The sequence below is a fragment of the Microbacterium sp. G2-16M genome, assembly GCF_055809115.1.
On sequence record NZ_CM147897.1, the window covers coordinates 3,401,873 to 3,426,883 of the forward strand.

Sequence of the window (25,011 nt, forward strand, 5' to 3'; positions counted from 1 at the left end):
AGACTCTCGAGAGACGGCATCCGGTAACGTTGTAGGGATGTCGGCGCGCACGCGCGCCCGCGAGAGCTGAATAGGGAGGGCGCGATGGATATCGACCTGGGACTGCTGCGAACCGTCGAGCGCGAGAAGGAGATCCCCTTCGACGAGCTGGTGCGGATCATCGAGCAGGCGATTCTGACCGCCTACGCCCGGCACACGTCGTCGACAGGCACGCTCCCGGACGGCGCCCGCTCCGAGCTCGATCGCAAGACCGGCCACGTCGCCGTGTTCGTGCCGCTCCTGGATGAGGACGGCGTGGTCATCGGCGAAGAGGAGAGCACGCCCGAGGACTTCGGCCGGATCGCCGCATTCGCCGCCAAGCAGGTCATCAGCCAGCGGCTGCGCGACATCGCCGACGACGCCGTGCTCGGCGAGTTCCGCGGCAAGGAGGGCGACATCGTCGCCGGTGTCGTCCAGCAGGGCCCGAACCCCCGGATGGTGCACGTCGACCTCGGCACCGTCGAGGCGATCCTCCCGCCCGAGGAGCAGGTCCCGGGCGAGGACTACGCGCACGGCTCGCGGCTGCGGGTCTATGTGACCAGCGTCGCCAAGGGCGCCAAGGGGCCGGCCATCACCGTCTCGCGCACCCACCCGAGCCTGGTGCGCAAGCTGTTCGCGCTCGAGGTGCCCGAGATCGCGTCGGGGCTGGTCGAGATCGTCTCGCTCGCGCGCGAGGCCGGTCACCGCACCAAGATCGCGGTCCGCGCCACCGATCCGACGATCAACGCGAAGGGCGCCTGCATCGGCGAGATGGGGCGCCGCGTGCGCGCCGTGACCGAGGAGCTCAGCGGCGAGAAGATCGACATCGTCGACTACGACGAGGAGCTGGCGAAGTTCGTGGCCAACGCGCTGTCGCCGGCCAAGGTGACCTCGAGCTTCATCCTCGATCCCGCGACCAAGGCGGTCCGGGCGCTGGTGCCCGACTACCAGCTCTCGCTCGCGATCGGCAAGGAGGGCCAGAACGCGCGTCTGGCCGCCAAGCTCACCGGGGCCAAGATCGACATCCAGCCCGACAGCATCCTGGAAGAGGGCTGACCCGCACGGCTCGCCCAGGCTCGGAGTGTAAGATGGAGGCTGTACGAACGTGCGTCGGCTGTCGCCGGCGCTCCCCGCGGTCCACGCTCCTGCGAGTCGTGGCGGTCGACTCCCACCTCGTCCCCGATGAGCGTGCGGTGATGCCCGGACGGGGAGCGTGGGTGCACGACACGTACGCGTGCCTGGATGCCGCACTGCGGCGACGCGCCTTCGTACGAGCCCTGCGTGTGTCAAGCCCGCTTGACATGCAGACCATCGAGAAACGGCTGAACGGCTATGGAAACAAAGTGAACGGCTCGAAATGAGACCCGTCCGCGACTAACGGTCTGCCCTGTCCGGGGGAGACCTCAGACAGGAGAATTGTGGCAAAACCACGCGTGCACGAGATCGCCTCGGAGCTCGGCGTCGACAGCAAGGTCGCGCTCGCGAAGCTGAAGGAGCTCGGCGAGTTCGTCAAGAGCCCGTCGTCGACGATCGAACCTCCGGTGGCCCGGAAGCTCCGTGCTGCCCTCGAGGCCGACGGTGCGGCCACGTCGACCGCCGGAAACGGCGGCGGTGCCGGCACCGCGGCGGCGGCACCCCCGACCGGCCGTCCCGGCCCGGTGCGACCGGCCAAGCCCGCCGCCAAGGCGGCCAAGCCCGCCGCGCCCGCGCCCGCCGAGGCGCCCGCGCCGGCTGAGGCATCCGCGCCGGCTGAGGCATCCGCCCCTGCGGCCCCCGAGGCCACGGTCGAGGCGACCGAGGCTCCCGCCGCCGAGCCCGCGCAGACCTCGTCTGCCCCGTCGCCGGGCGGATCCGCTCCGCGTCCGGGCGGCGCCCGTCCGGGCAACAACCCGTTCTCCTCGGCGCAGGGAATGGGCCAGCGTCCGACCGGTCCGCGTCCGGGCAACAACCCGTTCGCGCCCGCCCAGGGGATGGGCCAGCGTCCCAACCCCGGCAACATCCCGCGCCCGCAGGCGCCCCGGCCGCAGCCGCCGCGTCCCGGTTCGCCGCGCCCCGGCGCGGCCCGTCCGGGTGCTCGTCCCGGTGCCCCGGGTCGTCCGGGCGGTCGTCCGGGCGGCGGCGCGCCGTTCCAGCAGCGTCCGGGTCGTCCCGGTGCCGGTGCGGGAGCAGGCGCCGGTGCTCCGGGCGGGTTCGCCGGTCGCCCCGGCGGCGGCTTCCCCGGTCGTCCCGGCGGCGGAGGCCGCGGTCGCGGCCCCGGCGGCGGCACCGCGGGTGCCTTCGGCAAGGGCGGCGGCAAGTCGAAGCAGCGCAAGTCGAGGCGTGCGAAGCGGCAGGAATTCGAGATGCGGTCGGCGCCGATCGTCGGCGGCGTCAACGTCCAGAAGGGCAACGGCGAGATCATCCGGATGCGCCGCGGCGCGTCGATCTCGGACTTCGCCGACAAGATCGAGACGCTGACCGGCTACACCGTGCAGCCGGGCACCCTGGTGACGATCCTGTTCAACCTCGGTGAGATGGCCACGGCGACCGAGTCGCTGGATGAGGCCACGTTCGAGGTGCTGGGCGCCGAGCTGGGTTACAAGATCCAGATGGTCTCGCCCGAGGACGAGGACAAGGAGCTCCTGGAGGGCTTCGGTCTGGACCTCGAGGCGGAGCTGGCCGAGGAGGACGATGAGGATCTCGAGATCCGTCCGCCGGTGGTCACGGTCATGGGCCACGTCGACCACGGAAAGACCCGCCTGCTGGACGCGATCCGGCAGACGAACGTGGTCGCGGGCGAGGCCGGCGGCATCACGCAGCACATCGGCGCGTACCAGATCTGGACCGAGCACGACGGCAATGAGCGTGCCATCACCTTCATCGACACCCCGGGCCACGAGGCGTTCACCGCCATGCGCGCCCGTGGTGCGCAGGTCACCGACATCGCGATCCTGGTGGTCGCCGCCGACGACGGCATCATGCCCCAGACGGTGGAGGCCCTGAACCACGCCCAGGCGGCGGGGGTGCCGGTCGTGGTCGCGGTCAACAAGATCGACAAGCCCGACGCCAACCCGGCCAAGGTGCGCCAGCAGCTGACCGAGTACGGTCTGGTGGCCGAGGAGTACGGCGGGGACGTCATGTTCGTCGACGTCTCGGCGCGGGAGAGCGTGGGCATCCAGGAGCTCCTGGATGCGGTGCTGCTGACCGCCGACGCCGGCCTGGACCTGCGGGCGAACCCGAACAAGGCCGCGCGCGGTGTGGCGATCGAAGCCAAGCTCGACAAGGGTCGCGGCTCGGTGGCCACGGTCCTGATCCAGTCCGGCACGCTGCGCGTCGGCGACGCGATCGTCGCCGGCACGGCGTACGGACGCGTCCGGGCCATGGTCGACGAGAACGGGGATGCCGTCGACGAGGCGGCTCCGGCCCGTCCGGTGCAGGTGCAGGGTCTGAACTCCGTGCCCCGCGCCGGCGACACCTTCATCGTCACCGACGAGGACCGGATGGCCCGTCAGATCGCCGAGAAGCGCGAGGCAGCCGAGCGCAACGCGCAGCTGGCCAAGGCCCGCAAGCGCATCTCGCTGGAGGACTTCACCAAGGCGCTGCAGGAGGGCAAGGTCGAGTCGCTCAACCTCATCATCAAGGGTGACGTCTCCGGTGCCGTCGAGGCGTTGGAGGAGTCGCTGATGAAGATCGAGGTGGACGACTCGGTGCAGCTGCGCATCCTGCACCGCGGTGTGGGTGCCGTCACCGAGTCCGACGTGGACCTGGCGACGATCGACAACGCGATCATCGTCGGATTCAACGTCCGCCCCGACCAGAAGGCGCGTGCGCGCGCCCAGCGCGAGGGCGTGGACATCCGCTTCTACTCGGTCATCTACGCAGCGCTCGAGGACATCGAGAACTCGCTGAAGGGGATGCTCAAGCCGGAGTACGAAGAGGTCCAGTCGGGTGTGGCCGAGATCCGCGAGGTGTTCCGCTCCTCGAAGTTCGGCAACATCGCCGGTGTCATCGTGCGCAACGGCACGATCACCCGCAACGCGAAGGCCCGCGTCATCCGCGACGGCGTGGTCGTCGCGGACGGGCTGGCGATCGAGTCGCTGCGCCGGTTCAAGGACGACGTCACCGAGGTGCGCACGGACTTCGAGGCCGGTATCGGCCTGGGCAGGTTCAACGACATCCAGGTCGGCGACGAGATCGAGACCACCGAGATGGTGGAGAAGCCGCGCGGCTGACAGCCGCATCGTGGGGACGCCTTCGGGCGTCCCCACGCTCAGGAGGAATCATGTCTGCAGAGCGACAGGCCCGCATGGCCGACCGCATCCGCGTGCTCATCGCGCAGCGCCTTGAGAAGGGGCTGCGCGACCCGCGGCTCGGGTTCGTCACGATCACCGATGTGCGGGTGACCGGCGACCTGCAGCACGCGTCGGTGTTCTACACCGTGCTCGGTGACGAGAAGGAGCGCCAGGACACCGCCGATGCGCTGCGCGCCGCGACCGGGATGCTGCGCAGCGAGGTGGGCCGCCAGCTCAGCGTGCGCCTCACCCCGACGCTGGAGTTCATCCACGACGCGATCCCCGAGAACGCCGGTCACATCGAGGATCTGCTGCGCGAGGCGCGCGAGCGCGACGAGCGCGTGGCCGGCCTGGCGTCCGGCGCCACGCACGCCGGCGAGGCCGACCCGTACCTCAAGCCCCGCGACGCCGACTGACCCCTTCTCCTCGGGATCGTACGATCTGGCCGAGTGCACATGAAACTTGGCCGGGTTTGATGTGCAGTCGCGGGTTTGATGTGGTTTCGCGCGGGTCGGGCGGCGCGAAGTGCGCGGGCGCGCAGTGCGCCGGCGGGGTGAGGCGTGTGCCGGCAAGGGGGAGGCGTGCGCCGGCAGGGTGAGGCGTGCGCCGGCAGGGTGAGGCGTGCGCTGGCAGGGCGCAGTCTTCGCGACACCGGGCGCGGAGGCGACGTTCAGCGGGGAAGGTGCAGCATCCCGTCGGATGCCTCGGCCAGCCCATCGGCGATGAGCGAGTCGATCGCCCGGTCGCGCTGGTGCGCATCCGGCCAGTCCGCGATGACCGCATCGATCGGCACGGCGTGGGCGGCGGCATCCCGCAGCACCGCCAGCACGGCGCCGCGCGCCTGCCGGTCGCTGCCCTCGTAGCGCGCCTGCCTGCGCCGCCGATCACCGGTGTCGGGATAGCCGGCCGCCCGCCACGCGCACACGTGCGCGATCGGGCACATCCCGCAGCGCGGGGCACGCGCCGTGCACACCACGGCGCCCAGCTCCATCGTCGCCGCGTTCATGACCGCGGCATCCGCGTCGTCCGCCGGCAGGATGTCGGCCATCCGCTCGAGGTCGCGACGTGAGGCGGCGCCGGGCTGCGACCGCCCGTCGAGAGCCCGCGCGAGCACGCGCCTCGTGTTGGTGTCCACGACCGGATGCCGCTGCCCATACGCGAACACCGCGACCGCCCGCGCGGTGTAGTCGCCGATGCCGGCCAGGGCCAGCAGCGCGTCCACGTCGGCGGGAACGGCACCCCCGTGCTGATCGCGCAGCTGCACCGCCGCGCGGTGCAGCCACAGCGCCCGCCGCGGGTAGCCCAGGTTCGCCCACTGGCGCACGGCCTCGGCCGGCCGTTCGTCGGCCAGCGCGGTCGGGGTCGGCCAGCGCGTCAGCCAGGCATCCAGATGCGGGATGACGCGGGTCGCCGGCGTCTGCTGCAGCATGAATTCGCTGACCAGCACTCCCCAGCCCCCGTACTGGGCGTGGAACGCCGTGCGGCGCCACGGCAGATCGCGCGCGGTGCGCCGGTACCAGGCGACCAGCGGGGTGGCGAGATCGGGACCGGGCACGGCGTCCACTCTATGCAGTCGGCCGCTGCTCCACCGCCGCCGCCTCCACCGGGGCAGCCTCCGCCGCCGCCGCCGCCTCCGCCGCCTCCACCGGCGCCGCCTCCACCGGCTCCGCCGCACCCGCCGCCGCCGCCGGCCGATCTCGGCCGGGCGCTCCGCCCCGTCGCAATAGGCTGGGGGCATGCGCCTGCCGATCACGCCCGCCAACACCCTGTGGCGTGCGCTGCGCGACGAGATCCGCGCGTCGCGGCCGCACGGACGGGTGATCGTCGGCGTCGACGGGGCCGACGCCGCGCTGATCGCCGACGGGCTCGCCGCGGTCTTCGAAGAGCGGGATGTCTCCACCTTCCGCGCGTCGACGTCTGATTTCCTTCTTCCCCGCGCGCAGCGGAAGCCGCATGACGACTACGACTGGTCGGCGTTCCGGCGGGTGCTCGTCGACCCGTTCCGCGAGGGCTGGCAGACCTCGGCGACCACGGGCTTCCAGCTCGCCGCCTACGATCCGGCGCGCGACGAGCCCGCCGAGGCGCGCTGGCTGACCGCCGACGGCGACGCCGTGCTCATCGTCTCCGGGCCCGATCTCGGCCTGCCCGCTCTCGCCGCCGTCTGGGACTTCCGCATCGGCACGAGCGGACTGCTCGACGCCGTGATCGACGCCACCGATCCGCAGCATCCCGTCCGTCTGACCGGGGCGGCGTCGTGAGCGATCCCACCGGGATCCTGCTCGTCGACAAGCCGGGCGGGATCACCAGCCACGACGTGGTCGCGCGCGCCCGCAAGGCCTTGGACACGCGCAAGATCGGCCACGCCGGCACCCTCGACCCGATGGCGACCGGCCTGCTCGTCCTCGGCGTCGGCCCGGCCACCCGGCTGCTGACCTACATCGTCGGGCTCGACAAGACGTACACCGCGACGATCCGCCTGGGCCAGACCACCGACTCCGACGACGCCGACGGCCAGATCACCGCCCGGGCCGCCTCATCCGCCCTCGCCGCCGTCACCGACGAGCGCATCGCCGCCGGCGTGGCGGCCCTGACCGGACCCATCGCCCAGGTCCCCAGCCGGGTCTCGGCGATCAAGGTGGACGGCCGCCGTGCGTATGCGCTGGCGCGCGAGGGCGCCGAGGTCGAGTTGAAGCCGCGGGACGTCGTGGTCTCGCGCTTCGACGTGCTGGCGGACCGCCGCGGCGACGGATGCCGTGACCTCGACGTCGTCGTCGACTGCTCCACCGGCACCTACATCCGCGCGCTGGCGCGCGACCTCGGCGCCGCACTCGACGTCGGCGGTCACCTGATCGCCCTGCGTCGCACGCGCATCGGTCCGTTCGACGTCGCCGATGCCGCCCCCGTCGACGACCTGGCCGAGACCCCACTGCGCACGGCTGCGGCCGCGGCCGCCGCGGTCCTTCCGGCGGTGCGCCCCGACGCCGAGCAGGCCGCCGACCTGCGCCACGGCAAGCGGGTGAGCGGCCTGGCCGACGCCTTCACCGGGCCCCGCGCGGCCGCCATCGCGCCCGATGGCACGCTGGTCGGCGTGATCGAGCGGCGTGGAACCGGGCCTGCCGCGCTGGTCAAGAGCGTCATGAACATGCCCGAGGAGCACGCATGATCCTGTGGTTCACCCTCGTCACGGTCGCCGTCGCCGCGGTCGGCGGGCTGCTGTGCGTCGTGCTGGGGCTGGCCGGGCGCCGGCCCAGCGACCTGTCGGTCGGCGCCCTGGCGCTGCTGGAGCTGCTGCTGATCGCCCAGGTCGTGATCGCGATCGTGGCTCCGCTGGCCGGCAACCCGCCCAGCGGCAGCCTGCTGGAGTTCTGGGTCTACCTCGTCTCGGCGGTGCTCCTGCCGCCCGCCGGCGTCGCGTGGGCGCTGGTGGAACGCAGCCGCTGGAGCACGGTGATCATGGGCATCGCGGCGCTGGCGGTGGCGGTCATGGTCTGGCGCATGCACGTGATCTGGACGGTGCAGGCCGCCTGACCGCGTCAGCGCTTCGCGAGGTAGGCGGAGTGCACCCAGCCGGTCGTGCCCAGGTACACGACCTTGCGCCAGACGCCGCTCGTGGCCTTGACAGTGCCGACCGACGCGCCCCTCGGGATCACCCGGATCTTCGCCCCCGTCAGCGACGGGGATCTGCGGAAATTCAGGGCGCTCGTCGTCTTGTACGTCGCCGGCTTGGATGCCGCGGGCTTGGGCGCGGCGAGCTTGGATGCCGCGGGCTTGGATGCCGCAGGCTTGGACGCCGCGGGCTTGGATGCCGCGGGCTTGGGCGTGGCGGGCTTGGGGGCGGCGGGCTTGGGCGTGCTGCCCGGCAGGGCGGCGGGAGCGCCGGTCGGAGACGGGGCCACGACCGGGGGCTTGGCCGGGGCCGGGGGCTTCGGCGGCAGCGGCGGCAGCTTCATCGACAGATACCCGGACGACAGCCAGCCGCTCTGGGTGCCGACCCGGACGGGGAAGTAGCCGTTCGAGCTCTGTCCGGCGACGGCGACCGCCGCGGTGCGCACCGGCAGGACCCGGAGGACGGCGGATGACAGTGACGGCCCGGTCCGGAAGTTCAGCGGGGTCGTGACGTAGTAGGTGCACGTGGTCGGCGGCTTCGTGGCCAGGACCGCCTTCGCGCCGCGGTACAGGTCGACCCCGTACGTCTTCAGGAACGGCGCGGGATCCAGCGACCGGGCGGACCCGGGTGCACCCTGCCAGATCTCGAGGTGCAGGTGGTTGCCGCCCGAGACGCCGCTCGTGCCCACCTCGCTGATCCGCTGGCCGGCCGCGACGATCCTGCCGACGGTGACCCGCGTGGTCGACTTCCAGATGTGGTAGTAGATCGAGGTGTACGTCACCCCGCCCAGCGAGTGCCGGATCGTGATGTAGCCGGCCCGCGAACTCGTGCCGTCGACCGTGGCGACCACGACCCCGGCCGCGACGGCGTAGATCGGGCTGCCGCCGGGAGCGGCCATGTCCAGGCCGAGGTGGAACGTGGACGCGCCGGGGATCGACATGCATCGGGGGCCGTAGTACGACGAGACCGTGTAGCTCTTCGCCTTCAGCGGCGTCGTGAACGTCGTCGCTGCCGGCGGTGCGGCGGTCGTCGTCGAGATCGGGCCGGGGCCGGCCGCGGCGGCCGAGACCGGGGTCGCCAGCGCCAGGACGAGCGCGGCCGCGGCGAGGACGGAGGGGAGGGTGGAACGAATCGATCGCATGTGGGGCACTTCGGTGAGAGGGCGGATGAGGATGCGGTCGGATGCCGTCCGTCGGTAAATATTGTCACCCAACGGTGTGTCTGTCTACTGCTGAGATTGAAGTGGTGTATGTGACTTGCAGAGTGAGGGCGCCGGGCGTGGTCGAAGTAGGATCGAGGGGTCATGTCATCCCCTTCTCGCCCGCCCCGTCGGATGACCGGCATCGGCCGCGTCCTCGTCGTCGTCTACGCCGTCCTGGCGCTCGGTGCCACCGGTCGCTCGCTCGTGCAGATCATCGAACGGTTCGACCATGCGCCGCTCGCCTTCACCCTGTCGGCGGCCTCGGCGATCGTGTACATCCTGGCCACCCTCGCGCTGATCTTCTCTCGGCGACCGGTCTGGTACCGGATCGCCTGGGTCGCGATCTCGTTCGAGCTGGTCGGCGTCCTCGCGATCGGCACGCTGAGCCTGGCCCGCCCCGACCTGTTCCCCGAGCCCACCGTGTGGTCGTTCTTCGGCATCGGGTACGTGTTCATCCCGCTGGTGCTGCCGTTCTTCGGGCTGTGGTGGCTGATCACCCACCGTCCGGCGACGGCGGATGCCGCATCCCACCGGGCGGTGAGCGCCCGATGATCGTCTTCCGCGACCCCTCTGAGGTGCCCGCCGACTTCGGCCCGTCGGTCGTGGCGATCGGCAAGTTCGATGGCGTGCACGCCGGACATCGGGCGATCCTGGAACGCGCGAAGGTGGATGCCGCGGATGCCGCGGTGAAGGTGGTGGCGGTCACCTTCGACCGCAACCCGCTGGCCACGCTGCGACCCGAGCTCTGCCCCGAGGACCTCATCGGATTGCACCAGAAGCTGCAGCTGCTGGCCGCCAGCGGGATCGACGCGGCGCTGGTGCTCCGCTTCGATCAGGAGATGGCCGCACAGCCGGCCGAGGAGTTCATCGAGCAGGTGCTGGTGAAGGCGCTGGACGTGCGCACCGTGCTGGTGGGCCGCGACTTCCGGTTCGGGCGCGGCGGCGCGGGCAGCCCCGAGCTGCTCGAGCGGCGCGGTGCGGAGTACGGGTACCGCGTCGACATCATCGACGACGTCCGCGCCGTCACCACCGAGCGGCGGGTCTCGTCCACCTGGATCCGCGAGGTGCTCGCGGCCGGCGATGTGGTGACCGCGGCCAAGCTCCTCGGTCGCACCCACGGGGTCTGGGGCGAGGTCGTGCACGGGCTGAAGCGCGGGCGCGCTCTGGGCTACCCGACCGCGAACCTGTCTCCCGACATGGAGGGCTTCGTGCCGGCGGACGGCGTGTACGCCGGCTGGCTCGTGGACGAGGCCTCCGGCGACGGGCTGCACCCCGGCATCCGGTATCCGGCGGCCATCAGCGTCGGCACGAATCCGACGTTCGACGACGTGCCGCGCCGTGTGGTCGAGGCCTACGTGCTCGACGAGACCGACCTCGACCTCTACGGCCACCGGGTAGAGGTCGAGTTCGCCGACCGGGTGCGCGGCATGGTCGCGTTCGACGGCGTCGAGGCGCTGAAGACGCAGATGGCCGACGATGTGCGGCGGGTGCGCGAACTGCTGAGCTGACGGATGAGCACGCGCAGCACCGGCCTCTGCTCATATGTGCACGTACGTGCACGGATGCTGTGACCGGCGTATCCTCGACGGCAGGAGGATGCTGTGGACGAGGAGCTGCTGTCGGTGCGCGCCGCCGAGCTCTACTACGACGCCGGTCGCACGCAGGATGAGATCGGCGCGCTCCTCGGCGTCTCGCGCTTCAAGGTGGGGCGTCTGCTCACCCGTGCACGCGAGACCGGCATCGTGCGGATCGAGATCGTCCACCCCGGCGCGCGCCGGCTCGGGCTGGAGCGGGCCCTGGTCGCCGCGTCCCCGCGACTGTCCGAGGCTGTGGTGGTGCCCTCGCCCCAGGGCGATGAGGTCGCACTGACCGACCGCGTCGCCCAGGCCGCGGCCGATCACCTCCGCGCGCTGCGCCCGGTGCCGCGCACCCTCGGTGTCAGCTGGGGCCGCACGCTCACCGCGGTCGCCGCCCACCTGCCCGACGGCTGGGCGCGCGGGGTCACGGTCGTGCAGGTCAACGGCGGAGTGAGTGTGAACCGGCGTCCCGGCGGCGCCGCGCACCTGGCCGCCACCATCGCGGAGCGGGCGTCCGGCGCGGCCGTCCTCCTGCCCAGTCCCGCGATCCTCGAGCAGGAGCAGACCGCCCGCGCCATCCAGTCCGATCGCACGGTGGCCGCGGTGCTGTCCGCCGCCGCGCACGCCGACGCCTACGTGTTCTCCGCCGGCGTGTGCGACGCGACCTCCGCGCACGTGGAGAACGGCTACCTCGACGCCGACGGCATCCGGCACCTGCAGCAGCGCGGCGCCGTCGGCGACGTGCTCGGCCGCTACATCGACGCCGAGGGCAACATCGTCGACCCGGCGCTGGACGCGCGGACGGTCGGCATGCCCCTCGCGCGGCTGCGGCAGGCCGACACCGCGATCTTCGTGACCGCCGGGGCCGCCAAGCACGACCTCGCCCGCACCGTGATCGCCTCCGGGCTGTGTACGGTGGTCGTCACCGATGAGGCCACCGCCCGTTCCCTGCTGGAGGACGCATGACCACGATCTCTTCACCCGCCACCCCCGTCTCGCGGCTGCGTCGCGTCGTCGTCGCCGTGATCATAGTGGCGTTCACCATCGCCGCGATCGGCGGGATCATCGTGCTGCTGGGCGGTGACCTGGGCGAGACCGCCGCTCGCGTGATCGGCACCACCGCCGTCGTGGGCGCGTTCAGCGTCGCCGTGCTGTGCTGCGCCGCCCTGCTCGGCAAGCCGCTGCAGTCGGTGGGTGTCGCCGGCGTGATCGTCTCGGTCATCGCCGCCGCGCTCGTGATCTGGACCGTCTGGTACACCGGAGGATCCGACTCCTGGTGGGAGCTGACCTCGAAGCTGACCGGCACGGCGGTCATGCTGTCGATCGCCGCGTCGCTGGCGTGTCTGCTCCTGCTGCTGGCCGATCGCCGGCGCGTGGCCGTGCGGGTCGGCCTGTTCATCACGCTCGGTCTGTTCGCGGTCGTGGCGGTGCTGATCGGCGTCCTGATCTGGGCGCCGGACGCCGTCGACGACACCGTGTTCCCGCGGACCCTCGGCATCGCCGCGATCCTGGCGGCGCTGGGCGCGGTCGTGGTGCCGGTGCTGTCGCTGCTGATGCCCGACGCGCGCCCGCACAGCCTGTCGCACACCGCGATCGGGCGCCTCCAGGACGAGGCCGCTCGTCGGGGGATCGCGCCCGACGAGTTGGTGGACGCCCTGCTGGCCGACACCAGGATCACGGGCGCCGCGCCCACCTCCCACGAACACCAGCCACCTCTGGAGGAGAGATGACCACACAAGAACTCAGCCGCCGCACGGCGGTGGACGTGCTCGGCGATGCGCCCGACAACGGCACGCTGCGCCGGTTCCTGCACGGATTGCCCGGGGTCGACGCGGTCGGCCTCAGCCAGCGCGCGGACGCCCTGGGCACCCGCTCCATCAAGACCACGTCCAAGGCCTGGGCGCTGGATCGCATCATCGGCCTCATCGACCTGACCACGCTGGAGGGCGCCGACACCCCCGGCAAGGTGCGCTCGCTGGTCGCCAAGGCGCAGCATCCGGATGCCGGTGACCCGGCATGCCCGCCGGTGGCGGCCGTGTGCGTGTACGGCGACATGGTGCCGTACGCCGTCGAGGCGCTGGGCGCCCGGCACGGCGACCCCGACCAGGGGGGCATCTCGGTGGCGGCCGTGGCCACGGCGTTCCCGAGCGGGCGCGCCTCGCTCGGCGTCAAGCTCGCCGACACCCGCGATGCCGTGCAGGCCGGCGCGGACGAGATCGACATGGTCATCGACCGCGGGGCGTTCCTGGCCGGCGACTACTCGACGGTGTTCGACCAGATCGTCCAGGTCAAGGAGGCGTGCCGCCGCGCCGACGGCACCTCGGCCGCCCTGAAGGTGATCCTGGAGACCGGCGAGCTGAACACCTACGACAACGTCAAGCGGGCCTCGTGGCTGGCGATCCTCGCCGGCGGCGATTTCATCAAGACCTCGACCGGCAAGGTGGCGCCGGCCGCCACGCTGCCGGTGACCCTGCTCATGCTCGAGGTCGTCCGGGACTGGCATCGCCTGACCGGCGAGCGCATCGGGGTGAAGCCGGCCGGCGGCATCCGCACTTCCAAGGACGCCATCAAGTACCTCGTGACCGTCGCCGAGACCGCGGGTGAGGACTGGCTGGTGCCGCACCTGTTCCGGTTCGGCGCATCGAGTCTGCTCAACGATGTGCTGCTGCAACGGCAGAAGCTCGCGACCGGACGCTACTCCGGCGCCGACTACGTGACTCTGGACTGAAGAAGGACATCATGGGATTCCTGGAATACGCGCCCGCGCCCGAATCGCGCGGCATCCTGCACCTGAAGGACCGCTACGGCCTGTTCATCGACGGCGAGTTCGTCGACGGCACCGGCGGCTCGTTCACGACCATCTCGCCGGCCGACGAGGCCCCGATCGCAGAGATCTCCGCGGCCTCGGACGCCGATGTGGATGCCGCGGTGGCGGCCGCGCGGCGCGCGCACACCAGAGTGTGGGCGAAGATGAGCGGCCGCGACCGCGGCAAATACCTGTTCCGCATCGCCCGGCTCGTGCAGGAGCGCGCCCGCGAACTGGCCGTCGCTGAGAGCCTGGACAACGGCAAGCCGATCAAGGAGAGCCGCGACGTCGACGTGCCGCTGGTGGCGGCCTGGTTCTTCTACTACGCCGGCTGGGCCGACAAGCTCGACTACGCCGGGCTCGGCGCCGACCCGCGCTCGCTGGGGGTGGCCGGCCAGATCATCCCGTGGAACTTCCCGCTGCTCATGCTCGCGTGGAAGATCGCCCCGGCCCTGGCCGCCGGCAACACGGTGGTGCTCAAGCCCGCCGAGACCACTCCGCTGTCGGCACTGATCTTCGCCGAGATCCTGCAGCAGGCCGACCTCCCGCCGGGGGTGGTGAACATCCTCACCGGCGCCGGCGGCACCGGATCCGCCCTGGTGCGGCATCCCGACGTCGACAAGATCGCGTTCACCGGATCGACCGCGGTCGGCCGTGAGATCGCGCGCACCGTCGCCGGAACGGGCACGTCGCTCACCCTCGAGCTGGGCGGGAAGGCCGCCAACATCGTGTTCGACGACGCGCCCATCGACCAGGCCGTCGAGGGCATCGTCAACGGCATCTTCTTCAACCAGGGCCACGTGTGCTGCGCGGGCAGCCGGCTGCTGGTGCAGGAGTCGATCCACGACGAGGTCATCGACCGGCTGAAGACCCGGCTGTCCACCCTCCGGCTGGGCGATCCGCTCGACAAGAACACCGACATCGGCGCGATCAACTCGGCCGAGCAGCTGCAGCGCATCCGCGAGCTCAGCGACGTGGGCGAGCAGGAGGGCGCCGAGCGCTGGACGGCCGACTGCGTCATCCCGGACAAGGGGTTCTGGTTCGCTCCCACGGTGTTCACCGGGGTCGAGGCATCCCATCGCATCGCCCGCGAAGAGGTGTTCGGCCCGGTGCTGTCGGTGCTCACCTTCCGCACGCCGGCCGAGGCGATCGCGAAGGCGAACAACACGCCGTACGGTCTTTCGGCGGGCATCTGGAGCGACAAGGGGTCGCGCATTCTGGCGGTGGCCGACAAGCTGCGTGCCGGCGTGGTCTGGGCGAACACGTTCAATCGGTTCGACCCGGCCAGCCCGTTCGGCGGCTACAAGGAGTCCGGCTACGGCCGGGAGGGCGGGCGGCACGGCCTGGCCGCGTATCTGAAGCCCGCCGGTGCCGGGGCCCTCCCGGTCGTTGAGCGAAGCCGCGCGAAGCGCGACCGAGTCGAAACGACGACCAAGAAGGAGGCCCGCCGATGAGCGCCCGACTGACCGTGCCCAAGACGTACAAGCTCGCGATCGGCGGCGCGTTCCCGCGCAGCGAATCCGGCCGCACCTACGAGGTGCTCTCGGCCAAGGGCGAGTTCCTCGCCAATGCCGCGCTGGCCTCGCGCAAGGACGCGCGCGACGCCGTCCGGGCCGCGCGCGGCGCACACGGCGGGTGGGCGGGGGCGACCGCGTACAACCGTGGCCAGGTGCTGTACCGCGTTGCCGAGATCCTCGAGGGCCGCCGTGCGCAGTTCATCGACGAGATCGTCGCGCAGGAGGGCGTGAGCGCCGCCGCCGCGGCGACGCAGGTGGATGCCGCGACCGACCTCTGGGTCTGGTACGCCGGCTGGTGCGACAAGTACGCCCAGGTCGCCGGCGGGCTGAACCCGGTCGCCGGCGCGTACTTCAACATCTCGGTGCCCGAGCCCACCGGCGTGGTCGCGATCGTCGCGCCGCAGGACGACGCGCTGCTCGGCCTGACCGCGGCGGTGGCCCCGGCGCTGGTGGCCGGCAACGCCGTCGTGGTGATCGCCAGCCAGCGGCATCCGCTGTCATCGATCAGCCTCGCCGAGGTGCTCGCCACCAGCGACATGCCCGGCGGCGTCGTCAACGTGCTCACCGGGTCGCCGGCCGAGCTCGCCCCGTGGCTGGCCGATCACGCCGACGTCAACGCGCTCGACCTGGCCGGCGCCGCCGAACTTGACTGGGTCGACCTGCAGATCCGCGCGGCCGAGACCCTCAAGCGCGTCCTCCCGCCCGGCGAGCCGACACCGTCGCCGCAGCGGATCGCCGCCTTCACCGAGGTCAAGACCGTCTGGCATCCCAAGAGCATGATCTGACCGCGGCATCCGGTAGCTGCGGACGCTGCCGGACGGCGGTGATGGTCGGCTCATCTGTCGCTCTTGCGCACCAGGCGCGGCGTTTGCGCGCAAGAGCGACAGATGAAGGCGTCGTCGCGCGGCGTTATCGGGCGACCGGATCGACGTCCCTCGCCGGGTTGCGGATGCCGAGGAACGAGACGACGCCGCCGAGCGCCATCAGGGCGGCGGTGACGATCGCCGCGCGCCAGAAGCCGGCCAGGTCGAGCACGCCGCCGACGATGACCCCGAGGGTGGCCACGGCGATCAGCCCGGCCACGCGCGCGACGGCGTTGTTGACCGCCGAGGCGATTCCCGACCGCGCGGGGTCGATCGACCCGAGGACGGCCGCGGTCAGCGGCGCCACGGTCAAGGTCAGCCCGATCCCGAACAGGATCACCGACGGCAGCACCTGGGTCCAGTAGTCGAAGTCCTCGCGCACGGTCAGCAGGAGCACCGCCGACCCCGCCATCACGAGCGGACCCACGGTCATGAACAGCCGCGGCCCGATCCTCCCCGCCCAGCTGCCCACGTGCGAGCTGAACAGGATCATGATCACCGTGGACGGCAGGCTGGCCAGGCCCGCCAGCGTGGCCGGCAGTCCGGCCCCCTGCTGCAGGTACACGCCCAGCACGAGGCCGTTCAGCGAGAGCGCTCCGTACACGAACACGGTGGCGAGGTTGCCGGCCGAGAAGTTGCCGATGCGGAACAGGCCGAGCGGCATCATCGGCTGGGCGGCGAAGCGCTGGCGCACCACGAACCCGATCAGGCACAGCACGCCGATCGTCATCGTGCCCCAGATCGCGGGCGACGACCACCCCAGCCGCTCCTGCTCGATCAGCGCGAACACGGCGCCGGCCAGTCCCACGGTGCACAGCACGGCGCCCAGCCAGTCCACGCGCGCGCCCGGCTCGCGGTGATCGCGGTGGTGCAGGGTCGCCAGCAGCCACAGCGTGAGCGCGATCGGCAGGACGTTGATCAGGAACACCAGCCGCCACGACACCAGATCGACGAACACGCCGCCCAGCACCGGCCCCACCAGCATCGCGGCCGTTGTCGCCCCGGTCCAGGTGCCGATCGCCCGCGCCTGTGCCGGACCGCGGAACGTCGAGGTGATCAGCGCGAGCGAACTGGGCACCAGCAGCGCCCCGGCGATGCCCTGCACGCCGCGGGCGAGCACGAGGAACAGCGGGTCCGGGGACGCCGCGATGGCGATGGAGGCGACGGCGAACCCGATCAGGCCGGTGCGCAGCACGACGATGCGGCCGAACACGTCGCTGAGCGAGCCGGCGACCAGGATCAGCGCGCCGAGGGTGATCAGGTACGAGTCGACCACCCACTGCTGGGTGACGAGACCGCCGCCGAGGTCGCGTTGGATCGCCGGGAGGGCGACGGTGACCACCGTGCCGTCCAGGAACGACACGAACGATGCGAGGATCGCGATCAGCAGCACCCGACGCTGCGTGCGGGTGGGGGATGCCGCGGCATCCGCCTTCGTCTTGTCCACACCGAAACGATAGGGCAGATTCGGTCCGGAATACCCCCAGGGGGTATATGGTTGTGATGATCGAACCGAACAGCCGAGGAGAACCATGAGCACTGTCACCTATCGCGTCGACGGAATGACCTGCGGCCACTGCGCCCAGTCCGTGAGCCGCGAGGTCGGCGCATTGGCGGGCGTGACCGAGGTCGCGGTCGACCTGGAGGCGCACACCGTCGCGGTGACCGGCCCGGCGACCGAGTCGGATGTCGCCGCCGCCGTCGCCGAGGCCGGCTACACCGCCCGGGGTGCGGTGTCATGACCGAGACTGCTCTGCGCGAGGCGACCCTCGACATCGAGGGGATGACCTGCGCCAGCTGCGTGGCCCGGGTCGAGAAGCGGCTGCAGAGCGTGGACGGGGTGACCGCCGCCGTCAATCTCGCGACCGAGTCGGCGCGGGTCAGCTTCCCGCCCGGCCTCGACGAGCAGCGGCTGGTGGCGGCCGTGCGCCAGGCCGGATACGACGCCCGCATGCGCCATCCGGCGCCGGAATCGCAGGGGTCCTCCGCCGACGACGGGCACGAGGCATCCGCTGGCCCCGAGCCCGCCCCGGGCGAGGCATCCGGGCACGCGCACGACGTCGACGACGCCCCCGGCGGCACGACCCTGCGCACCCGGCTGATCGGCAGCGCCATCCTGGCGCTCCCGGTCGTCCTCCTCGGGATGGTGCCGGCATGGCAGTTCGTCGGCTGGCAGTGGCTCTCGCTCGTGCTGGCCACCCCGATCGTGCTCTGGGGCGGCTGGCCGTTCCACCGGGCCACGTTCGCGAACCTGCGCCACGGCGCCCTGACGATGGACACCCTCATCACCCTGGGCACCGGCGCCGCATACCTGTGGAGCGTGTGGGCGCTGCTGTTCGGCAGCGCCGGCGAGATCGGGATGACGCACGGCTTCTCGCTGTTCGAGCGCCCGGTCGACGCCACCTCGCTGGTGTACTTCGAGGTCGCCGCCGCGGTCACGGTCTTCCTGCTGCTGGGCCGCTTCGTCGAGCAGCGCTCCAAGCGCCGCGCCGGCAGCGCGCTGCACGCACTGCTCGAGCTCGGCGCCAAGGACGTCGAGCTGGAGTCCGGCGCGCGCGTGCCGATCGCGCAGCTGGCGTCCGGCGACGTGTTCGTCGCCCGCCCCGGCGAGAAGGTCGCCACCGACGGGCTCGTGCGGCAGGGCGAGGCATCGGTCGATCAGAGCATGCTGACCGGCGAATCGGTGCCGGTGGACGTGGCGGCGGGGGATGCCGTCACGGGCGGCACGATCGTCGCCGATGGCCGGCTCGTGATCGAGGCCACCGCCGTCGGCGAGGCGACGCGCCTTGCGCGCATCGCCCGGCTCGTCGAGGACGCACAGGTGGGCAAGAGCAGGATGCAGCGCCTGGCCGACCGCATCTCGGCGGTGTTCGTGCCGATCGTGATCGCGCTGGCCGTGCTCACCCTGATCGGCTGGCTGCTGGCCGGGCAGCCGCTGGCCTCGGGCTTCACCGCCGCGGTCGCCGTGCTGATCATCGCCTGCCCGTGCGCACTGGGCCTGGCCACGCCGATCGCGATCCTGGTCGGGACCGGGCGCGGCGCGCAGCTGGGCATCCTGGTCACCGGGCCCGAGGCGCTGGAGCAGGCCGAGCGGATCGACACCGTCGTGCTGGACAAGACGGGCACCGTCACCACCGGGCGCATGAGCCTGGCGTCGGTGTTCACCGACGGCGCCGACCCGTCGCCGGCCCTGCACCTGATCGGCACGCTGGAGTCGGCATCCGAGCATCCGGTCGCCCGCGCCATCACGGCGGAGGCCGACCCGTCGGGTGAGCTCACCGGCTTCCGCAACCACGCGGGACGGGGCGTGACCGGAGCGGTCGACGGCGTGCCGGTGTTCGCCGGACGCCCGTCGTTCGCCGCCGCACAGGGCGCACAGATCCCGGCGCGCTTCGCGGATGCCGTCTCGGCGGCCGAGAAGCGCGGCACGGCGATCGTCGCAGGCTGGCCCGATGACCAGGGGCGCCCACAGGTGCGCGCCGTGTTCTCGGTGGCCGACACGATCCGGCCCGAGAGCGCGGATGCCGTGGCCGCCCTGCATCGGCTCGGACTGAACGCGGTGCTGCTGACCGGTGACAACCGGTCTGTGGCGGCGGCCGTCGCCGGCGAGGTCGGCATCGACCAGGTCCGCGCCGAGGTGCTGCCCGAGGACAAGGTCGCCGAGATCGCCCGCCTGCAGGCCGCCGGGCACCGGGTGGCGATGGTCGGCGACGGCGTGAACGACGCCGCCGCTCTGGCCACCGCCGATCTCGGCATCGCGATGGGCGGCGGGACCGACGCCGCCATGCACGCCAGCGACATCACCCTGGTGCGCAGCGACCTGAGCGTGGCCGTGGACGCGGTCCGCTTGAGCCGACGGACGATGCGCGTCATCCGCGGCAACCTGTTCTGGGCCTTCGCCTACAACGTGGCGGCGCTGCCGCTGGCCGCCCTCGGGCTGCTGAACCCGATGATCGCCGGCGCCGCGATGGCGTTCTCCAGCGTGTTCGTGGTGCTCAACAGCCTGCGCCTGCGCTCCGCGCCCTGACCGGCCGCGCCGACCCGCACGGGTCCCTGCGCAGCGGCCCCTGATCGGCGGATCCCGGCTCGATGAGCAGGGATTCGCCGATCCGCGCTGTCGGCTCACGGGATCGCGGCGGTTATGCCGTAGAATGGTGCGCGGGGAACGGCACCCGCAGAAGCGGGGTTGCCAGCCATCGCCCCGGCCCGCGTCCGTGCGCCACCCGCCCGCGGAGCAACGCAGCACCGCCGGTTCCGGATCTTCGGGACCGACCGGCCATTCACGCTCAGGAGGAGCATGCCGACCACGGCAACCGCCACGTCACCCGCACGGCGACGCAAGTCGTCGGCCGCGCGCCGCGATGACGAGGCCCCCATCATCCCGATCCTCGCGCGCAAGGTGCGTGAGGTCGAGGCCAAAGCGCAGCGCGGCAAGCTCGGCCCCACCAACCGGGTGAAGTTCCAGGTGATCGCCTTCCTCGTTCGCGAGGAGCGCGCCCGGGTCAAGGCCGACACCGAGCTGGCCGACAGCGTCCGCGCCGAGCTGCTCAAGCGGCTCGACGGCGTCGCGACGATCCTGGCCAAGACCGCCGCGCGTGACACCTCGCTGATCCAGCTGCTCGAGGTCGACCAGGCGACCTCGCCGGTCGCCAAGCGCATGCGCCGGGACTGGCTACTCGAGTCCGGAGCGGAGCTGGCCCCGGACGAGCTCATCATCACCGATGCCGTGCCGATCCAGCAGCCCACGGTCGTGCCGGCCGCGCTCGCCGAGCGCCAGGTCGTCCCGCCGCAGGTCGAGACCCGCCGCGAGGCCAACCCCTTCCTCGCGCCCGACCTCAACCGGCCTGCCGCCAACGGCAGCCAGCGCCGGCGGCTGGACAGCTGGGAGCTGATGGGCCCGCTGTACAAGGCGTTCGAGTCCGGCGCCGGCGGGGGAGCGGCCTCGATGGACCTGCCCCCGGTGCCCGAGTTCGACCGGCTCTCGCCCCGCGGCCTGGAGGTCATGCCGCACCAGTCCCGGTTCCTGCAGGCCGTGCGCGACGGGCACCGCTCGTTCCTCCTGGCCGATGAGCCGGGCCTGGGCAAGACCGCGGAGTCCGTGCTGGCGGCATCCGTCGCCGACGCGTATCCGCTGCTGGCCGTCGTGCCCAACGTCGTGAAGATGAACTGGGCCCGCGAGGTGCAGCGGTGGACGCCGCAGCGCCGCGCCACGGTGATCTCCGGCGACGGCGAGGATGTGGACGCGTTCGCCGACGCGTTCATCGTCAACTACGAGATCCTCGATCGCCACCTGTCGTGGCTGAGCTCGCTGGGGCTGAAGGGGCTCGTCGTGGACGAGGCGCACTTCATCAAGAACCTCAGCTCGCAGCGGTCGCAGAACGTGCTCGCGCTGGCCGGCCGCATCCGCGAGCAGGTCGCCGATCCGCTGCTGCTGGCGCTGACCGGAACCCCGCTGATCAACGACGTCGAGGACTTCGACGCGATCTGGCGGTTCCTGGGCTGGACCAACGGGCAGAAGCCGGGTCCGGAGCTGATGGAGAAGCTCGATGCCACCGGTCTGACCCCCGCCGACAAGGCGTTCTACCCCGAGGCGCGCAGCGCCGTCATCTCGATGGGCATCGTGCGGCGCAAGAAGAAGGATGTCGCCGCCGACCTGCCCGACAAGATGATCGCCGACCTGCCGGTCGAGCTGGACGACGAGTACGGCCGGTCGATCCGCCAGGCCGAGCGCGAGCTCGGCGAGCGCCTGGCCGCCCGCTACCGTCGCATCATCGAGGCGCGCGGCGACCGGGGCCTCGCGCACAGTGAGGTGGACGACGACATCGTCCGGCTGGTCGCGCACAATGAGCTCGAGGAGTCGAAGGCGGCCGGCACGGGCTCCGAGAACGTGTTCACCATGGTCCGCAAGATCGGTCAGGCCAAGGCGCTGCTGGCGGCGGACTACGCCGTCCAGCTGCAGCGCTCGGTGGGCAAGGTCGTCTTCTTCGCCAAGCACATCGACGTGATGGATGCCGCGGAGGCGCACTTCGGGGCATCCGGCATCCCGCACGTCTCGATTCGCGGTGACCAGTCGACGCCTGCGCGGCAGGAGGCCATCGACGCGTTCAACAACGACCCGGCGGTCGGCGTCGCGGTGTGCTCGCTGACGGCAGCGGGTGTCGGACTGAACATGCAGGCGGCCTCGAACGTGGTGCTCGCCGAGCTCAGCTGGACCGCGGCCGAGCAGACGCAGGCCATCGACCGCGTGCACCGCATCGGGCAGGACGAGCCCGTCACCGCATGGCGGATCATCGCCGCGCACACGATCGACACCAAGATCGCCGAGCTGATCGACTCCAAGCAGGGGCTGGCGGCGCGCGCGCTGGACGGTGAGGCGGCCGAGGAGACCTCGAGCGATTCGGTGCAGCTGGCGGCGCTGATGCACCTGACCCGGCAGGCCCTGGGCGCGCAGTGACGTCGGGCCGGCTTCGCTGGCAGGCGGGATGCCGCGGGCAGTAATGTCGTCTGTGGCAGAGTCGCCGACATCCCTCCCCGAAGCAAGGATCACAGCATGAAGATCGGCATCCTGACCAGCGGCGGCGACTGCCCCGGCTTGAACGCGGTGATCCGCGGCGTCGTCCTGAAGGGGACGACGGCCTATGATCTCGAGTTCGTCGGGATCCGCGACGGCTGGCGGGGTGTGGTCGACGGGGACTTCTTCCCGCTGACGCGGCACGAGGTCAAGGGCCTGTCGAAGGTCGGCGGAACCATCCTGGGCACCAGCCGCACCAACCCGTATGAGGGCACCCGCGGCGGTGCCGAGAACATCTCCAAGACCCTGTACGGCCACCGCATCGACGGGATCATCGCGATCGGCGGCGAGGGGACCCTGGCCGCGGCCAACCGGCTGTCGGGCGACGGCATCAACGTGCTCGGCGTGCCCAAGACGATCGACAACGACCTGCGGGCCACCGACTATTCGTTCGGGTTCGACACCGCCGTCAACATCGCCACCGACGCGATGGATCGGCTGCGCACCACCGGCGACTCGCACCAGCGCTGCATGGTCGCCGAGGTGATGGGTCGACACGTGGGCTGGATCGCCCTGCACGCCGGCATGGCGGCCGGCGCCCACGCGATCTGCATCCCCGAGGTGCCGATGTCGATCGACGAGATCTGCGACCTGGTCACGAAGGCGCACGATCGCGGCCGCGCGCCGCTGGTCGTGGTGTCGGAGGGGTTCACCCTCACCGGCATGGAGGAGGCCTACAGCGACAAGGGCATGGATGCCTTCAACCGGCCGCGGCTCGGCGGCATCAGCGAGGTGCTCGCGCCCGAGATCGAACGGCGCACCGGCATCGAGACGCGCTCCACCGTGCTCGGCCACATCCAGCGCGGCGGCTCGCCGTCCGGCTTCGACCGGGTGCTCGCGACCCGGCTCGGACTGCACGCGGCGGATGCCATCATGGACGGCGCCTGGGGTCAGATGGTCGCGATGCGCGGCACCGACATCGTCCGGGTGCCGTTCGCCGACGCCCTCGGCGAACTGAACACCGTCCCCCGCTACCGCTACGACGAGGCTGCCGCCCTCTTCGGCTGATAGCCCCCCGGGCTGCGCCCCCGCCGCGCCCGTCCGTCCGCGCCGGCCCGGCCGCGCCCGTCCCTTCCGCGCTGCGCCCCCGCCCCGCTGCGCCCCCGCCCCGCTGCGCCCCCGCCCCGCTGCGCCCCCGCCGCGCCCGTCCCGGACGCGCCGGCCCGGGCGCGGTCGACGCGCCCCCGATCTTCGCGAAGCCGGGGGATCCTCGTCAGACCGATGACATGCGAGTGGGTCTCGCGGAGAATCCCCGGTCTCGGGGCGGATCGCGCCCGGTTTCGCGGAGGATCCCCGGTCTCGGCGGCAGCACCGCACGGGGATCCGGCGGCGCGGGGACCCGCCGGCTCCTCCCCAGACGCGCGTGGGAGCCGTGATCGCGCGAGCTGTCCACAGATCCGCCCAAGGGCCGGAACCGGCCCGGTGCCGGCATCCATGCTGGAGAGATGGATGTCGCAACGGAAACCGCACTCCTGCTGACCCGCGAACGGCCCGCCGAGGTGGAGCGGCTCGACCGGGACGGGTCGCTGCACCGCGTGCGCCCCGGCGCCTACGTGCGCAGGTCCGAATGGGGCCCGCTGGCACCGTGGGAGCGGTATGCCGTGCGTATCGAGGCGGTCGCCCGCACGTGGTCGGCGCCGGTGTTCTGTCTGGAATCGGCCTGCGCCCCGCACGGCCTGCCGCTGTTCGGCGAGCCTCGCGACATCCACCTGCTCAGCCCGGACGGCCGGTCCTGGCGCGAGGGCGACGTCGTGGTGCACGGAACACGGGATGAGCGCAGCACGGTCACGGTCGACGGCTTGACGGTGACCTCCCTGCAGGACACCGCGGTCGATCTGTGCCGCGTGCTTCCCCCGGCGTTTGCGCTCGCCGTGGCCGACCGGGTGCTGCGACTGCTCGCCCCGAACGACGAGACGCTCGCGGTGGGCGAGCACGGGCGACGGCAGTCGAATCGACGCGGGCTGCGTCAACTCGACTGGGTGCAGGACCGTGCGACGGCCCTGGCCGAGTCGGCCGGCGAGTCGCTCAGCCGTGCGGTCACCGAATGGCTCGGGTACGAGGAGCCCGAGCTGCAGGTCGGGTTCGCCTACGAAGGCGCGCGGGATCGGGTCGACTTCTACTGGCGGCGCCTGCGCCGGATCGGCGAATCCGACGGCTACGGCAAGTACGACGCGAACGACCCCGCCGCCATGAAGGCGCACTTCGTCGTTGAGAAGACGCGCGAGGATCGGCTGCGCCGCCACGAAGGCGGATTCATCCGCTGGGAGTGGGGGGATGCCATCCGGTGGCGGTCGCTGGATCAGAAGCTCGCACTGGGCGGCCTGGAGCGGATCCGCCCGCGGCAGCTCGCGATGCTCGCCACGCTCGCCGCCAACCCTCGGTCGCTGCCGGTGAAGCAGGCCGACACCGGGGCATCCGCCGCATCCCGGCGTCGAGGCAAGGGATCCTCCGCGAGACCCAGCGAAATGCGCCGAGTCTCACGGTGATTCCCTTGTCTCGGCGACTCGCGCCGGCCCGGCCCGGCCCGGGCCGGGCGCCGAGCCGGTCGCGCGCCGGGCCGGTCGCGCCCGGCCCGGGCCG

The 25,011-nt window shown here is 71.9% G+C and carries 22 protein-coding genes; 19 read left to right on the forward strand and 3 right to left on the reverse strand.

What is annotated here, in order from left to right; all coding sequences use genetic code 11:
- Nucleotides 1–84: 84 nt before the first annotated feature.
- The 4 genes from nusA to rbfA are packed head-to-tail and all read left to right on the forward strand — an operon-like array spanning nt 85 to nt 4,705.
- Nucleotides 85–1,074 carry a transcription termination factor NusA gene (gene nusA, locus AC0L6F_RS16020; protein WP_274637527.1) on the forward strand — a complete coding sequence of 330 codons (990 nt, stop codon included), beginning with the start codon at nt 85–87 and terminating at the stop codon, nt 1,072–1,074.
- Nucleotides 1,075–1,106: 32 nt separating this feature from the next.
- Complete coding sequence (locus tag AC0L6F_RS16025; protein WP_259611614.1) at nt 1,107–1,379, forward strand: YlxR family protein; 273 nt, start codon at nt 1,107–1,109, stop codon at nt 1,377–1,379.
- A 57-nt stretch (nt 1,380–1,436) separates the two neighbouring features.
- On the forward strand, nt 1,437–4,229 hold the full coding sequence (gene infB, locus AC0L6F_RS16030) for a translation initiation factor IF-2 (RefSeq protein ID WP_259611615.1): 2,793 nt from the start codon (nt 1,437–1,439) through the stop codon (nt 4,227–4,229).
- A 50-nt stretch (nt 4,230–4,279) separates the two neighbouring features.
- Nucleotides 4,280–4,705 (forward strand): 30S ribosome-binding factor RbfA, encoded by a 426-nt coding sequence (gene rbfA / locus AC0L6F_RS16035; RefSeq protein WP_274637529.1) that lies wholly within the window; start codon nt 4,280–4,282, stop codon nt 4,703–4,705.
- Nucleotides 4,706–4,959: 254 nt separating this feature from the next.
- On the opposite strand, the gene AC0L6F_RS16040 is transcribed toward rbfA, so the two are convergent.
- Complete coding sequence (locus AC0L6F_RS16040; RefSeq protein WP_473538649.1) at nt 4,960–5,844, reverse strand: HhH-GPD family protein; 885 nt, start codon at nt 5,842–5,844, stop codon at nt 4,960–4,962.
- Nucleotides 5,845–6,025: 181 nt separating this feature from the next.
- Here AC0L6F_RS16040 and AC0L6F_RS16045 point away from each other — a divergent pair, with 181 nt between their 5' ends.
- From AC0L6F_RS16045 to AC0L6F_RS16055, 3 genes are read left to right on the forward strand one after another with little or no spacing between them, the layout of a single operon-like run.
- On the forward strand, nt 6,026–6,547 hold the full coding sequence (locus AC0L6F_RS16045) for a nucleoside/nucleotide kinase family protein (RefSeq protein WP_473538650.1): 522 nt from the start codon (nt 6,026–6,028) through the stop codon (nt 6,545–6,547).
- The gene (gene truB / locus AC0L6F_RS16050) at nt 6,544–7,452 is read left to right on the forward strand and encodes a tRNA pseudouridine(55) synthase TruB (protein ID WP_473538651.1); all 909 of its coding nucleotides are present in this window, start codon (nt 6,544–6,546) and stop codon (nt 7,450–7,452) included. Before AC0L6F_RS16045 ends, truB begins: the two co-directional genes overlap by 4 nt.
- On the forward strand, nt 7,449–7,817 hold the full coding sequence (locus AC0L6F_RS16055; RefSeq protein WP_473538652.1) for a hypothetical protein: 369 nt from the start codon (nt 7,449–7,451) through the stop codon (nt 7,815–7,817). The genes truB and AC0L6F_RS16055 overlap by 4 nt, the downstream gene beginning before the upstream one ends.
- Nucleotides 7,818–7,822: 5 nt before the next feature.
- On the opposite strand, the gene AC0L6F_RS16060 is transcribed toward AC0L6F_RS16055, so the two are convergent.
- The gene (locus tag AC0L6F_RS16060; protein ID WP_473538653.1) at nt 7,823–9,037 is read right to left on the reverse strand and encodes a peptidoglycan DD-metalloendopeptidase family protein; all 1,215 of its coding nucleotides are present in this window, start codon (nt 9,035–9,037) and stop codon (nt 7,823–7,825) included.
- A 162-nt stretch (nt 9,038–9,199) separates the two neighbouring features.
- On the opposite strand from AC0L6F_RS16060, the gene AC0L6F_RS16065 reads away from it, so the two are divergent.
- The 7 genes from AC0L6F_RS16065 to AC0L6F_RS16095 all read left to right on the forward strand — a co-directional run bounded on the left by AC0L6F_RS16065 (nt 9,200) and on the right by AC0L6F_RS16095 (nt 15,782).
- Complete coding sequence (locus AC0L6F_RS16065) at nt 9,200–9,649, forward strand: hypothetical protein (RefSeq protein WP_274637535.1); 450 nt, start codon at nt 9,200–9,202, stop codon at nt 9,647–9,649.
- The gene (locus tag AC0L6F_RS16070; RefSeq protein ID WP_274637536.1) at nt 9,646–10,605 is read left to right on the forward strand and encodes a bifunctional riboflavin kinase/FAD synthetase; all 960 of its coding nucleotides are present in this window, start codon (nt 9,646–9,648) and stop codon (nt 10,603–10,605) included. Before AC0L6F_RS16065 ends, AC0L6F_RS16070 begins: the two co-directional genes overlap by 4 nt.
- A gap of 93 nt (nt 10,606–10,698) precedes the next feature.
- Complete coding sequence (locus AC0L6F_RS16075) at nt 10,699–11,640, forward strand: sugar-binding transcriptional regulator (RefSeq protein WP_473538654.1); 942 nt, start codon at nt 10,699–10,701, stop codon at nt 11,638–11,640.
- Nucleotides 11,637–12,404 carry a hypothetical protein gene (locus tag AC0L6F_RS16080; RefSeq protein ID WP_473538655.1) on the forward strand — a complete coding sequence of 256 codons (768 nt, stop codon included), beginning with the start codon at nt 11,637–11,639 and terminating at the stop codon, nt 12,402–12,404. The genes AC0L6F_RS16075 and AC0L6F_RS16080 overlap by 4 nt, the downstream gene beginning before the upstream one ends.
- Nucleotides 12,401–13,402 carry a deoxyribose-phosphate aldolase gene (deoC, locus tag AC0L6F_RS16085; protein ID WP_473538656.1) on the forward strand — a complete coding sequence of 334 codons (1,002 nt, stop codon included), beginning with the start codon at nt 12,401–12,403 and terminating at the stop codon, nt 13,400–13,402. Before AC0L6F_RS16080 ends, deoC begins: the two co-directional genes overlap by 4 nt.
- Before the next feature lie 11 nt (nt 13,403–13,413).
- Complete coding sequence (locus tag AC0L6F_RS16090) at nt 13,414–14,934, forward strand: aldehyde dehydrogenase family protein (protein WP_473538657.1); 1,521 nt, start codon at nt 13,414–13,416, stop codon at nt 14,932–14,934.
- A complete protein-coding gene (locus AC0L6F_RS16095) occupies nt 14,931–15,782 on the forward strand; it encodes an aldehyde dehydrogenase family protein (RefSeq protein ID WP_274637541.1) in 852 nt (283 codons plus the stop codon). The genes AC0L6F_RS16090 and AC0L6F_RS16095 overlap by 4 nt, the downstream gene beginning before the upstream one ends.
- 124 nt (nt 15,783–15,906) lie before the next feature.
- Here AC0L6F_RS16095 and AC0L6F_RS16100 read toward each other — a convergent pair whose 3' ends face one another.
- Nucleotides 15,907–17,307, reverse strand: coding sequence for an MFS transporter (locus AC0L6F_RS16100; RefSeq protein WP_473538659.1), 1,401 nt, complete (start codon nt 17,305–17,307; stop codon nt 15,907–15,909).
- 85 nt (nt 17,308–17,392) lie between these two features.
- Between AC0L6F_RS16100 and AC0L6F_RS16105 the strand changes: the two genes are divergently transcribed.
- The 5 genes from AC0L6F_RS16105 (at nt 17,393) to AC0L6F_RS16125 (ending at nt 24,917) form a co-directional block, all read left to right on the forward strand.
- Nucleotides 17,393–17,602 carry a heavy-metal-associated domain-containing protein gene (locus AC0L6F_RS16105; protein WP_259611625.1) on the forward strand — a complete coding sequence of 70 codons (210 nt, stop codon included), beginning with the start codon at nt 17,393–17,395 and terminating at the stop codon, nt 17,600–17,602.
- Nucleotides 17,599–19,887: a heavy metal translocating P-type ATPase gene (locus AC0L6F_RS16110; RefSeq protein WP_473538660.1), complete on the forward strand. Its 2,289-nt coding sequence runs from the start codon at nt 17,599–17,601 to the stop codon at nt 19,885–19,887. Before AC0L6F_RS16105 ends, AC0L6F_RS16110 begins: the two co-directional genes overlap by 4 nt.
- A gap of 270 nt (nt 19,888–20,157) precedes the next feature.
- Nucleotides 20,158–22,314: a DEAD/DEAH box helicase gene (locus AC0L6F_RS16115; protein ID WP_473538661.1), complete on the forward strand. Its 2,157-nt coding sequence runs from the start codon at nt 20,158–20,160 to the stop codon at nt 22,312–22,314.
- A 96-nt stretch (nt 22,315–22,410) separates the two neighbouring features.
- Entirely contained in the window at nt 22,411–23,439 is a 1,029-nt protein-coding gene (locus AC0L6F_RS16120) for an ATP-dependent 6-phosphofructokinase (RefSeq protein ID WP_259611626.1), read from the forward strand.
- A gap of 437 nt (nt 23,440–23,876) precedes the next feature.
- Complete coding sequence (locus AC0L6F_RS16125) at nt 23,877–24,917, forward strand: hypothetical protein (protein ID WP_473538662.1); 1,041 nt, start codon at nt 23,877–23,879, stop codon at nt 24,915–24,917.
- Nucleotides 24,918–25,011 lie beyond the last annotated feature (94 nt).

Bases quoted from the DNA above. Each gene is read 5' to 3' on its own strand.
- AC0L6F_RS16065 (WP_274637535.1), top strand. From the start codon at position 9,200: ATGTCATCCCCTTCTCGCCCGCCCCGTCGGATGACCGGCATCGGCCGC.
- deoC (WP_473538656.1), top strand. From the start codon at position 12,401: ATGACCACACAAGAACTCAGCCGCCGCACGGCGGTGGACGTGCTCGGC.
- AC0L6F_RS16060 (WP_473538653.1), bottom strand. From the start codon at position 9,037: ATGCGATCGATTCGTTCCACCCTCCCCTCCGTCCTCGCCGCGGCCGCG.
- AC0L6F_RS16115 (WP_473538661.1), top strand. From the start codon at position 20,158: ATGCCGACCACGGCAACCGCCACGTCACCCGCACGGCGACGCAAGTCG.
- AC0L6F_RS16025 (WP_259611614.1), top strand. From the start codon at position 1,107: ATGGAGGCTGTACGAACGTGCGTCGGCTGTCGCCGGCGCTCCCCGCGG.
- AC0L6F_RS16055 (WP_473538652.1), top strand. From the start codon at position 7,449: ATGATCCTGTGGTTCACCCTCGTCACGGTCGCCGTCGCCGCGGTCGGC.
- rbfA (WP_274637529.1), top strand. From the start codon at position 4,280: ATGTCTGCAGAGCGACAGGCCCGCATGGCCGACCGCATCCGCGTGCTC.
- AC0L6F_RS16095 (WP_274637541.1), top strand. From the start codon at position 14,931: ATGAGCGCCCGACTGACCGTGCCCAAGACGTACAAGCTCGCGATCGGC.
- nusA (WP_274637527.1), top strand. From the start codon at position 85: ATGGATATCGACCTGGGACTGCTGCGAACCGTCGAGCGCGAGAAGGAG.
- AC0L6F_RS16125 (WP_473538662.1), top strand. From the start codon at position 23,877: ATGGATGTCGCAACGGAAACCGCACTCCTGCTGACCCGCGAACGGCCC.
- AC0L6F_RS16110 (WP_473538660.1), top strand. From the start codon at position 17,599: ATGACCGAGACTGCTCTGCGCGAGGCGACCCTCGACATCGAGGGGATG.
- AC0L6F_RS16080 (WP_473538655.1), top strand. From the start codon at position 11,637: ATGACCACGATCTCTTCACCCGCCACCCCCGTCTCGCGGCTGCGTCGC.
- AC0L6F_RS16045 (WP_473538650.1), top strand. From the start codon at position 6,026: ATGCGCCTGCCGATCACGCCCGCCAACACCCTGTGGCGTGCGCTGCGC.
- AC0L6F_RS16105 (WP_259611625.1), top strand. From the start codon at position 17,393: ATGAGCACTGTCACCTATCGCGTCGACGGAATGACCTGCGGCCACTGC.
- AC0L6F_RS16120 (WP_259611626.1), top strand. From the start codon at position 22,411: ATGAAGATCGGCATCCTGACCAGCGGCGGCGACTGCCCCGGCTTGAAC.
- AC0L6F_RS16090 (WP_473538657.1), top strand. From the start codon at position 13,414: ATGGGATTCCTGGAATACGCGCCCGCGCCCGAATCGCGCGGCATCCTG.
- AC0L6F_RS16070 (WP_274637536.1), top strand. From the start codon at position 9,646: ATGATCGTCTTCCGCGACCCCTCTGAGGTGCCCGCCGACTTCGGCCCG.